General features: G+C 65.4%; 9 protein-coding genes. 6 read left to right on the plus strand and 3 right to left on the minus strand.

Annotated features, from left to right (window positions below; translation table 11 throughout):
* The first annotated feature begins 113 nt into the window (after positions 1–113).
* Positions 114–983 (plus strand): M90 family metallopeptidase, encoded by an 870-nt coding sequence (locus CLI93_RS05535; protein WP_095542633.1) that lies wholly within the window; start codon positions 114–116, stop codon positions 981–983.
* A 26-nt stretch (positions 984–1009) separates the two neighbouring features.
* Here the strand turns inward: CLI93_RS05535 and CLI93_RS05540 are convergent, their stop codons facing one another.
* The 3 genes from CLI93_RS05540 to rsmI all read right to left on the minus strand — a co-directional run bounded on the left by CLI93_RS05540 (position 1010) and on the right by rsmI (position 6305).
* Positions 1010–2254 (minus strand): hypothetical protein, encoded by a 1245-nt coding sequence (locus tag CLI93_RS05540; protein ID WP_095542632.1) that lies wholly within the window; start codon positions 2252–2254, stop codon positions 1010–1012.
* Between the two features lie 43 nt (positions 2255–2297).
* On the minus strand, positions 2298–5168 hold the full coding sequence (gene ileS / locus CLI93_RS05545) for an isoleucine--tRNA ligase (protein ID WP_095542631.1): 2871 nt from the start codon (positions 5166–5168) through the stop codon (positions 2298–2300).
* Between the two features lie 174 nt (positions 5169–5342).
* Complete coding sequence (gene rsmI / locus CLI93_RS05550) at positions 5343–6305, minus strand: 16S rRNA (cytidine(1402)-2'-O)-methyltransferase (protein WP_095542630.1); 963 nt, start codon at positions 6303–6305, stop codon at positions 5343–5345.
* Here rsmI and CLI93_RS05555 point away from each other — a divergent pair.
* The 5 genes from CLI93_RS05555 to CLI93_RS05575 all read left to right on the plus strand — a co-directional run.
* Positions 6304–6768, plus strand: coding sequence for a YraN family protein (locus tag CLI93_RS05555; RefSeq protein WP_095542629.1), 465 nt, complete (start codon positions 6304–6306; stop codon positions 6766–6768). The genes rsmI and CLI93_RS05555 overlap by 2 nt on opposite strands.
* A 253-nt stretch (positions 6769–7021) precedes the next feature.
* Entirely contained in the window at positions 7022–7399 is a 378-nt protein-coding gene (gene rpsL / locus CLI93_RS05560; protein ID WP_095540275.1) for a 30S ribosomal protein S12, read from the plus strand.
* A gap of 218 nt (positions 7400–7617) precedes the next feature.
* The gene (rpsG, locus tag CLI93_RS05565) at positions 7618–8091 is read left to right on the plus strand and encodes a 30S ribosomal protein S7 (RefSeq protein WP_095540274.1); all 474 of its coding nucleotides are present in this window, start codon (positions 7618–7620) and stop codon (positions 8089–8091) included.
* A gap of 80 nt (positions 8092–8171) precedes the next feature.
* Positions 8172–10280, plus strand: a complete 2109-nt coding sequence (gene fusA, locus CLI93_RS05570) for an elongation factor G (RefSeq protein ID WP_095542628.1) — start codon at positions 8172–8174, stop codon at positions 10278–10280.
* Positions 10281–10422: 142 nt separating this feature from the next.
* A partial coding sequence (locus CLI93_RS05575) for a GTP-binding protein (RefSeq protein ID WP_229427325.1) occupies positions 10423–10547 on the plus strand: 125 nt, incomplete at its 3' end.

A 10547-nucleotide genomic window follows, 5' to 3' on the forward strand; every position in this document is an offset into this window, starting at 1 on the left:
GCGAGGGTTTGGAGGACGAGCTCCAAAACAGGCCTTGAAGGGGTAGTGCTCCTTCAAGGCCTTTTTTCCGTCTGGAATGTCATCACAACTTTCACGGGAAGTGAGAGCAAGGTATGGGAGTTTTCAATTGGCTGCTGGGCAAGGGCGCCTCGGCGCGGGCGGTGGCGAAAAAGCAGGCGGCCATCGACGAAGGGCTGTGGCGCCAGCAACTGGCGGCGTTGCCGTTTCTGCATGGGCTGGAGGAGCAGGAGCAGCAGCGACTGCGCCAGCATTGCGCCTGGTTTCTGGCCAGCAAGAGGTTCGACGGCGTGCAGGGCCTGCAGGTCACGGACGCCATGGCGCTGGGCATTGCCTTACAGGCCTGCCTGCCGATCCTGAATCTGGGCACACAGTGGTATGAGGGCTGGACGGGTATCGTCATCTACCCCGGTGCGTTCGTGACGCGGCATGCGCAAGTCGATGCCGCTGGCGTGGTGCACGCCATGGACGAGCCCAGCTATGGCGAGGCCTGGGAGGGCGGGCCGCTGGTGCTGGCCTGGGAGCAGGCCCGGCCCGGCCAGCAGGAGTCGCCTGGCCAGCTCGGCCAGCGCATGAACGTGGTCATCCATGAGTTCGCGCACAAGCTGGACATGGCCCATGGCGCGGCCGATGGCATGCCGCATCTGGGAGGTACAGGGATTGACCCGGCGCACTGGCAGGCTCAGCTGATGGGCGGCTGGCGGCGCCTGGGTCGGGCGCTGGACATGCTGGATGCGGCCATGCCCCCGGATGTGGACCCCGATTCGCCCCAGGGCCAGGCGCTCTACGACGGCCTGCCGCTGGACCCTTATGCGGCCACCGATCCGGCGGAGTTCTTTGCCGTCAGCTCCGAGAGTTTTTTCACCGAGCCGCAGCGGCTGCAGCAATGGCAGCCAGAGTGGTATGCGCTGCTGCGCGCGTTCTATCGGCAGGATCCGCTGGCCCGCCTGGGCGGGCGGCGGTAGAGCCTGCGCGACTGATCTGCGGGGCTCTAAAGCTCGCCCCAGCGGGTGTGCAGGGTAACGAGCGGGTAAGGATTGTCGGGCCCCAGGCCACCCATCAGCAGCGCGCTGGCAATCAGGTACAGCAATACGGCGCGCTGCTCGGCCAGAGCGTGCGCCAGGCGCGTGCGCAGCGGCGCATCGCACAGGCACAGCAGCATGACGGCCAGGTACAGATTGCAAATGGCCCAGGCCCACCAGCGGTAGAAGTCGATCGAGACGGCATACAGCAGGCAGGGCGCCAGGCAGGCCAACAGCCATGCGCGCCAGAGGATGGGGCGTGCCGGCACTGGCGCAGCAGCTGAAGCCGGGGCGGAGGCAGGCATGGGCGCAGCAGGCTGCCGCCCGGCCTGCCACAGCAGCCAGGCATGGGGCAGCAGACACAGCAGCAACAGCTCCAGGTGGTAGTAGAGCTGGCGCACATCGCCCAGGCGCTGCAGGCTCAGTTGCACGTTGTGCCGCAGGCCGCCCTGGTAGGGCACGGCGTAGGACTCGGCCACCAGCCAGCCGCCAGCTCGGGCCTGCTGGCGGGCGAAGTCCTCGGCAAAGTCCAGCGGCTCGCGCGTGCCCAGCGCGGCAATTAGCACGGCGGCCAGTGCGCTCAGGGCGGCGCAGGCCAGGATCCAGCCGCGCGCGGCTGGTCCCTGGCGGTAATGCCACCAGGCCAGCAGCAGCGGGATGAACAGCAGCAGCGCTGCCTCATGCACCAGCAGCGCCAGCAGATTCAGCGGCAACACCAGGGCCAAGGCCAGCGCCGGGCGTTGCACGGTGGTCAGCAGCGCCATGCCCGCCAGCGCCAGCGCCAGCAGCAGATGGTCGAGTCGGCCCGCGTCGATCAGCCAGTGCTGCCAGGTGGCCGAGCTGCTGGCAAACGCCAGCGCCAGCCAAGCCATGCCGCTGTGGCGCCCGCTGCGCTGGTACAGCCGCCACAGCAGCAGGCTGGCGCCCAGCCAGAAGGCGGCGCTCAGGCCCAGGCTGATGAGGCGCAGTGTGGCGTGCGTGGGCGCAAGCCCGGCCAGCCGCAGCAGCTCGCCGGCCAGACCGCGCTTGACGAAGCCTTGCGTGTAATCGAAGTACCAGGCGGTGTGGGCATAGACGGGATCCCACCAGGGCAGCGAGCGCGCCAGCGCCAGGGCCGAGATCAACAGGTACAGCAGCACCCAGCCGGCGCTGCGCCAGCGGCCCGCGCTGGCGCTGGGCGGAGCTGGGGGCTTGGATGCGCTGCGGCCAGGCACGGGCGCGGTGCTCCAGGCAGGCGGTGCGCGGCGGCGGCCGCGTTCAGGCGAAGCGGCGCACTTCGCCTGCGCCGAACAGATTGCTGATGGCGCGGGCCGAGAGCGTGGGGTGCTGGGCGTCCTGGCCGACGGTGTCGCTGTAGTGCCAGGTCATGGCGCATTTGTTGCCCGCCGCGGGCGAGACCTGCACCTGCGGTGCTTGGCCGGGCTGGCCGGGCTGCAGTTGCACGGCCGAGGTGATGAACACGTATTTGAGGTCGTCCTCCAGGCTGGCCAGCAGTTCGTAGTCCTCGGGCTGGGCGCTGATGTGCAGGGCCGCCTGCAGCGAGGCGCCGATGCCGCCGGCGGCGCGCAGGTTTTCGATCTCCTTGTTGGCCACGTCGCGGATGGCGCGGATGCGGCCCCATTTGGCGAGCAACTGGTCGGCGCTGGCGGTGACCGGGATGTCGTAGAAGGTCTCGATGAAGATGCTCTCGCTCTGGCCGGGGGCGAAGATGGGCCAGGCCTCCTCGGCGGTGAAGGAGAGGAAGGGCGCCATCCAGCGCAGCATGGCGTGGGTGATGTGCCACAGCGCGGTTTGCGCGCTGCGCCGCGCCAGGCTTTTCTCCTGGGTGACGTAGAGCCGATCCTTGAGCACGTCCAGATAAAACGCGCCCAGCTCCTCGGAGCAATAGACCTGCAATTTCGCCACCACGGGGTGGAACTCGTAGACGTGGTAGTGCGCCAGGATCTCGCGCTGCAAGGCGGCAGCACGCGCCAGGGCGTATTGGTCGATCTCCAGCATTTGCTCCAGCGGCACGGCGTCGCGCGCGGGGTCGAAATCGCTGGTGTTGGCGAGCAAAAAGCGCAGCGTGTTGCGGATGCGGCGGTAGGCATCGACGACGCGGGCGAGGATTTTCTCGTCGATGGCCAAATCGCCCGAGTAGTCGGTCGAGGCCACCCACAGGCGGATGATTTCCGCGCCCAGCTTGTTGCTGACCTGCTGCGGCGCGACGGTGTTGCCCAGGGATTTGCTCATCTTCTTGCCCTGGCCATCGACGGTGAAGCCGTGGGTGAGCAGGCCCTTGTAGGGTGCGCGGCCATTGAGCGCGCAAGACAGCAACAGCGAGGAGTGGAACCAGCCGCGGTGCTGGTCGTGCCCTTCCAGGTACAAATCGGCCTCTTGACCGCTGTGGTGGCCCACGGCGGCGTGCGTGCCGTGCAGCACGTGCGAGAAGGTGGAGCCGGAGTCGAACCACACATCCAGCACGTCGTTGAGCTTGTTGTAATGCGGCGCATCCTCGGGGCCGAGGATGTCCTCGGCGCTGGCGCGGCTCCAGGCCTCGATGCCGCCTTGCTCGACGATGGCAATGGCCTGGTCGAAGATTTCCATGGTGCGCGGGTGCAGCTCCTCGGTCTCCTTGTGCAGGAAGAAGGGCAGCGGCACACCCCAGTTGCGCTGGCGCGAAATGCCCCAATCGGGCCGGTTGGCGATCATGTCGTGCAATCGCGCCTTGCCGTTGGCGGGGTAAAAGCTGGTTTGCTCGATGGCGGCCAGCGCCGTCTGGCGCAGCGTCATGGGCGGCTGCTCCAGGGCAAACAGGCCCTGGCCTTCGTCCATGCGCACAAACCATTGCGCCGTGGCGCGGTAGATCACCGGCGATTTGTGGCGCCAGCAATGCGGGTAGCTGTGCGTGATGGGCTGCGTGGCCAGCAGGCGCCCGGCGAGCTTGAGCGCATCGAGGATGACGGGCACGGCCTTCCAGATGTGCAGGCCGCCAAAGAGCGGGAAGTCCTGCGCGTACACGCCGCCCGCTTGCACGGGGGTGAGGATTTCGTTGTGTTTGAGGCCGTAGCCCAGGCAGGAATAAAAGTCGTCCACGCCATAGGCGGGCGCGGAGTGCACGATGCCGGTACCGTCCTCGGCGGTGGCGTAGTCGGCCAGGATCACGGGCGAGAGGCGGCGGTAGCCCGCATCGGCGTCGTAGAGCGGATGCTCGAAGGGCAGATCGGCCAGGGCCTTGCCCGGCGCGGTGGCGATGACTTCGCCCGTCAGGCCAAAGCGCTCCAGGCATTTCTCTACCAGCACGCGCGCCAGGATCAGATAGCCCCGGGCGGTATCGACCAGCGCGTACTCGATCTCGGGGTTGAGATTGAGCGCCTGGTTGGCCGGGATCGTCCAGGCCGTGGTGGTCCAGATCACGGCAAACGCATCCTTGGCCGCATCGGGCAGGGCCGGCAGGCCAAAGGCCGCGGCCAGGCGGGCGCGATCGTGGGCCTTGAAGGCCACGTCCAGCGTGTCCGATTTCTTGTCGGCGTATTCGATCTCGAACTCGGCCAGCGAGGATTGGCAATCAAAGCACCAGTACACGGGCTTGAGGCCGCGGTAGAGAAAGCCGCGCTCCATCACCTTTTTCAGCACGCGCAGCTCGCCCGCCTCGTTGGCGTAGTTCATGGTTTTGTAGGGCTGCTCCCAGTCACCCAGCACGCCCAGGCGCTTGAAATCGGCCATTTGCTGGGCGATTTGCTCCTGCGCAAAAGCGCGCGCCTTGGCCTGCATGTCGTCGCGGCTGAGGTTGCGCCCGTGCAGCTTTTCAATCGCGTTCTCGATCGGCAGGCCGTGGCAATCCCAGCCGGGCACGTAGGCCGCGTCAAAGCCTTCGAGCTGGCGCGATTTGACGATCATGTCCTTGAGGATTTTGTTGACCGCGTGGCCGATGTGAATCTGCCCGTTGGCATACGGCGGCCCGTCGTGCAGCACGAACAGCGGCCGCCCCTTGCGCGCCGCGCGCAGCTTCTGGTAGAGGCCGCCTTCTTCCCACTGCTGCACCCATTGCGGCTCGCGCTTGGGCAAATCGCCGCGCATGGGGAAGGGGGTATCGGGCAGGTTGAGCTTGCTGCGGTAATCGGTAGGGGCGGAGTGGTCGGAAGACATGGCGTGAGCGGAACGTGATCTCGGGCTGGGCGGGGCGAGTCCAGGCGGCGCGGCGCGCTCAGACCCTGAACAGGCCCTCACCATGTGGCGGTGTTCGTCAATCTGCAAGCCCGCGATGCGCGCGCAAAAAGGGCCGATTCTACCTGCCGCTGCCCATTGCCAACGGGCCGGGCATCACCCGCCCGCAGGGCCCGGGGCGTCGTCTGTCTTGCCCAGCTCCAGTCCAGCGGCATACAGCAGTTTGCGCGATGCGCCCGTGAAGTGGGCCGCAGCGCGCGCGGCGCTTTTGAGGGGGATGTCTTCTGCCAGCAGCAATTGCAGCAGGCGCAGGGCTTCGGGCGGCGGGCTATCCGGGGTGGCGGCCTGAGACGGCGCAGTGTCCGGGTGCACGATCACCACGAACTCGCCGCGCTGGCGCGAGGGCTCGGCAGTCAGCCAGGCGCTGGCTTCTGCGGCAGGCAGCGTGTGCAGCTGCTCGAACTGCTTGGTTAGTTCACGGGCCAGGGTGATGCGGCGTTCGCCCAGTTCGGCCAAGGCCTGCGCCAGCTCGGTAATGCGGTGCGGCGCCTCCAGCAGCACCACAGCGCGCGCCTGCTGCTGCACTTCGCGCAGAGCAGCCTGCCGCATTTGCCCCTTGGCGGGCAAAAAGCCCATGAAGACGTAGCCGCCCGGCGCATCGGGCGGTTGCGCAAGCGCCGTGGCGCTGAGCGCCGCCGTGACGCTGCTGGCCCCGGGGATGGGCAGCACGGCAAAGCCCGCCTGCTGCACTGCCTGCGCCACCAGCGCGCCAGGGTCGCTGATGCCGGGCGTGCCCGCATCGCTGACCAGGGCCACGCGCTGGCCTTGGGTCAAGCGCTGCACGATGGCATCGCCAGCGCTGCGCTCGTTGTGCTGATGCGCCGCTAGCAGCGCGGCAGGGGGCTTGTCGATGCCGTAGGCGTTGAGCAGCTGGCGGGTGTGGCGCGTGTCCTCGCAGGCGATGGTGTCGGCCAGCTGCAGCACATGCAGCGCGCGCAGGCTGATGTCGGCCAGATTGCCAATCGGTGTGGCTACCACATACAGTGCGGCCTTCGGGTAATGCTGTGCGGCGGCGGCCTGTTGCGCTGCCTGCAAGGCCAGGGAGAAGGATGGAGTCATGCGGTTTCTCAAAACGATTGCCGGCAGGCTGGGGCAGGGGCGCAGCGCGCCAAGCGCGGCACAGGCGGGCATTGTCGCACCGCTGCGACAGCGCATCGGCCAGGCGGGCGAGGCGCGCGCGCTGGCGCACCTGCAGGCCCAGGGCCTACAACTGGTGCAGCGCAACTGGCGCGCGCCCGGGCGTGGCGGCGGGGAAATCGACCTCATCGTGCGCGAGCCCGATGGCACTTTGGTGTTCGTCGAAGTGCGTGTGCGCGGCCGCCAGAGCCACGGAGGCGCGGCGGCCAGCATCGACGCGCGCAAACGCCGGCGCATCGTGGCCGCAGCGCGGCATTACCTGGCCCAGCACTCGGGCGTGAGCTGGCCTGGCTGCCGTTTTGATGTGATGTTGGTCGATGGCGAAGGGCCGCAGGCCGAAATGCAATGGCTCCAAGCTGCCTTCGACGCCGATGAGGGCGCGTGATGAAGGCGGATGAAAGTCTGTGAAAAGTTTTGCCCAGCGGCCCGCACAACGGTTCCCATCTGAGGGCTCTGCAGCGTATCGGCGCGCCCATGGGAGCAGCCGGGCCCAGAGGGCGAGGCTTGCCTGATTGGCTCGGCCATGTGATAATGGTCGGCTTTTCGCCTTGCGTACTTTGTTTTCGCTAGGGTGAGAGGCTATGCTCGGGCCCCTGCCTGGGTTCACGTTTTGCAATCACGTTGAGGAACTCGATTCAATGCCAACGATTAATCAGCTTGTCCGTCGCGGGCGCACGGTGGAGACTGTCAAGTCCAAGAGCCCTGCGATGGAAGAGTGCCCGCAGCGCCGCGGCGTTTGCACTCGCGTCTACACCACGACTCCCAAAAAGCCGAACTCCGCTTTGCGCAAGGTGGCCAAGGTGCGCCTGACCAACGGCTTCGAAGTCATTTCCTACATCGGCGGTGAAGGCCACAACCTGCAGGAGCACAGCGTGGTGCTGGTGCGCGGCGGTCGTGTGAAGGACTTGCCTGGTGTGCGCTACCACATCGTGCGTGGTTCGCTGGACCTGCAAGGCGTCAAGGATCGCAAGCAGGCGCGCTCCAAGTACGGCGCCAAGCGTCCCAAGAAGGCCTGATGGCCGCCTGTGGTGCCGGCTTTGCTGCGGTGCCCGCTTTCGTTTTTTGCCGGCCTGGCCGGTGTTCTGGTTTTACGGTGCCTGTATCCGCTTGACGAGCGGCAGGCGTAGTGGCCCTTTGGTTGCAGGTGTGTGCCTGTCTGGGGTCGAGTAAGTGCAGCGCCCTTTGGTGTTGCATGGCGCGTCAGCGCCAACTGAAGCAATTTTTGAGGTGAAAAATGCCACGTCGTCGCGAAGTTCCCAAACGTGAAATCCTGCCGGATCCCAAGTTCGGCAATGTCGAGCTGTCCAAATTCATGAACGTGATCATGGAAGGCGGCAAAAAGGCGGTGGCCGAGCGCATCATCTACGGTGCGCTGGACATCATCGGTGAGAAACAAAAGGACAAGGATCCGCTGGAGGTCTTCACCACCGCGATCAACAACGTCAAGCCGATGGTCGAGGTCAAGTCCCGCCGTGTTGGTGGCGCCAACTACCAGGTGCCCGTGGAAGTGCGTCCGGTGCGTCGTCTGGCCCTGTCCATGCGCTGGATCAAGGATGCAGCCCGCAAGCGCAGCGAAAAGTCCATGGCTCAGCGCCTGGCCAATGAGCTGATCGAGGCCACCGAAGGCCGTGGCGGCGCCATGCGCAAGCGCGATGAGGTGCATCGCATGGCCGAGGCTAACAAGGCCTTTAGCCACTTCCGTTTCTGATTGATTTTTTCTGCGGCTGCAAGCCCGGCCTGTACCGTACAGCACAGGGCGGGCTTTGGCCGTTATGGAGTATTTGACAAATGGCTCGCAAAACCCCCATTGAGCGCTACCGCAACATCGGCATCTCGGCGCACATCGACGCCGGCAAGACCACCACGTCCGAGCGCATCCTGTTCTACACCGGCGTGACCCACAAGCTGGGTGAGGTGCACGACGGCGCCGCCACCACCGACTGGATGGAGCAGGAACAAGAACGTGGCATCACCATCACTTCCTCGGCCGTGACGGCCTTCTGGAAGGGCATGGACATGAGCCGCCCCGAGCACCGCATCAACATCATCGACACCCCGGGCCACGTGGACTTCACCATTGAGGTGGAGCGCTCCATGCGCGTGCTCGACGGCGCCTGCATGGTGTACTGCGCCGTGGGCGGCGTGCAGCCCCAGTCCGAGACTGTCTGGCGCCAGGCCAACAAGCACAAGGTGCCGCGTCTGGCCTTCGTCAACAAGATGGACCGCACCGGTGCCAACTTCTTCAAGGTCGTCGAGCAGATGAAGTTGCGCCTGAAGGCCAACCCCGTGCCGGTGGTGATCCCCATCGGCGCCGAGGACAGCTTCAAGGGCGTGGTCGATCTGATCAAGATGAAGGGCATCCTCTGGGATGAGGCCTCGCAGGGCATGAAGTTCGAATACGTGGACATTCCTGCCGAGCTGGTGGATACCGCCAAGGAATGGCGCGAGAAGATGGTCGAGGCCGCAGCCGAGTCCTCTGAGGAACTGATGAACAAGTACCTTGAGGAAGGCGATCTGTCCGAAAAGGAAATCATCGCCGGCCTGCGTCAGCGCACCATCGCCAACGAAATCCAGCCCATGCTGTGCGGCTCGGCGTTCAAGAACAAGGGCGTGCAGCGCATGTTGGACGCGGTGCTGGATTTCCTGCCCTCGCCAGTGGACATCCCCGACGTGGCAGGCACCGACCCGGACGACGAGGAAAAGCCGTTGACCCGCAAGGCCGACGACAACGAGAAGTTCTCCGCGCTGGCGTTCAAGCTGATGACCGACCCCTACGTGGGTCAGCTGACCTTCGTGCGCGTGTACTCGGGCGTGCTCACCAAGGGCGACACCGTGCTCAACGCCACCAAGGGCAAGAAAGAGCGCATCGGTCGCATCGTGCAGATGAGTGCCAATGCGCGTACGGAAATCGATGAAATCCGCGCTGGCGACATCGCCGCTTGTGTGGGTCTGAAGGAGGTGACCACCGGTGATACGCTGTGCGACATGGCTGCGCCCATCGTGCTGGAGCGCATGGTCTTCCCTGAGCCAGTGATCGCGCAGGCCGTGGAGCCCAAGTCCAAGGCTGACCAGGAGAAGATGGGCATTGCCCTGTCGCGCCTGGCCTCCGAAGATCCGTCATTCCGCGTGCGCACCGACGAAGAATCGGGCCAGACCATCATCGCTGGCATGGGCGAGCTGCACCTGGACATCATCGTCGATCGCATGAAGCGTGAGTTTGGCGTGGAAACCAACGTCGGCAAGCCGCAGGTGGCCTATCGTGAAACCGTGCGCAAGTCGGTGACCGATGTGGAAGGCAAGTTCGTGCGTCAGTCCGGTGGTAAGGGCCAGTACGGCCACGTGGTGTTCACGCTCGAACCCATGGAGCCCGGCAAGGGCTTCGAGTTCGTTGACGAAATCAAGGGTGGCGTGGTGCCGCGCGAGTACATCCCCGCCGTGCAAAAAGGCGTGGAAGAAGCGCTCACCAGCGGCGTGCTGGCCGGCTACCCCGTGGTGGATGTTCGCGTGCGCCTGACCTTCGGTTCGTACCACGACGTGGACTCGTCCGAACAGGCCTTCAAGATGGCTGCCATCTTCGGCTTCAAGGAAGCGGCCCGCAAGGCCAACCCTGTAATCCTGGAGCCGATGATGGCCGTGGAAGTCGAGACCCCGGACGACTACGCCGGTACCGTGATGGGCGACCTCTCCAGCCGTCGTGGCATGGTGCAGGGCATGGAAGCCATCGCTGGCGGCGGCCAGGCCATCAAAGCCGAGGTGCCGCTGTCCGAAATGTTCGGCTACGCCACGCAGCTGCGTTCGATGACGCAGGGCCGCGCCACCTACACCATGGAATTCAAGCACTACGCTGAAGCGCCCAAGAACGTGGCCGACGCCATCGTTGCCGCTCGCGCAAAGTAAGCTGCTTGCGTCTTTCCCGATCCGCAAGGGTCGGTCTGCGATGCCGCGCTCCTGTTTCGCCCGTGGGCAGGAAATCAGCAGCGGCATGCAGACCTAAAACCGCAATCACGGGCGTGTTCTTTTCTCTCAAGGAAATTTCAAAATGGCAAAAGGTAAGTTTGAGCGCACCAAGCCCCACGTGAACGTGGGCACGATTGGTCACGTGGACCATGGCAAGACGACGCTGACTGCAGCGATCGCCACCGTGCTGTCCAAGAAGTTTGGCGG

This window comes from Vandammella animalimorsus, assembly GCF_002288875.1.
GTDB classification, from domain to species: domain Bacteria; phylum Pseudomonadota; class Gammaproteobacteria; order Burkholderiales; family Burkholderiaceae_C; genus Lampropedia; species Lampropedia animalimorsus.

Bases quoted from the DNA above. Each gene is read 5' to 3' on its own strand.
- fusA (WP_095542628.1), top strand. From the start codon at position 8,172: ATGGCTCGCAAAACCCCCATTGAGCGCTACCGCAACATCGGCATCTCG.
- rsmI (WP_095542630.1), bottom strand. From the start codon at position 6,305: ATGACTCCATCCTTCTCCCTGGCCTTGCAGGCAGCGCAACAGGCCGCC.
- ileS (WP_095542631.1), bottom strand. From the start codon at position 5,168: ATGTCTTCCGACCACTCCGCCCCTACCGATTACCGCAGCAAGCTCAAC.
- CLI93_RS05535 (WP_095542633.1), top strand. From the start codon at position 114: ATGGGAGTTTTCAATTGGCTGCTGGGCAAGGGCGCCTCGGCGCGGGCG.
- CLI93_RS05555 (WP_095542629.1), top strand. From the start codon at position 6,304: ATGCGGTTTCTCAAAACGATTGCCGGCAGGCTGGGGCAGGGGCGCAGC.
- rpsL (WP_095540275.1), top strand. From the start codon at position 7,022: ATGCCAACGATTAATCAGCTTGTCCGTCGCGGGCGCACGGTGGAGACT.
- rpsG (WP_095540274.1), top strand. From the start codon at position 7,618: ATGCCACGTCGTCGCGAAGTTCCCAAACGTGAAATCCTGCCGGATCCC.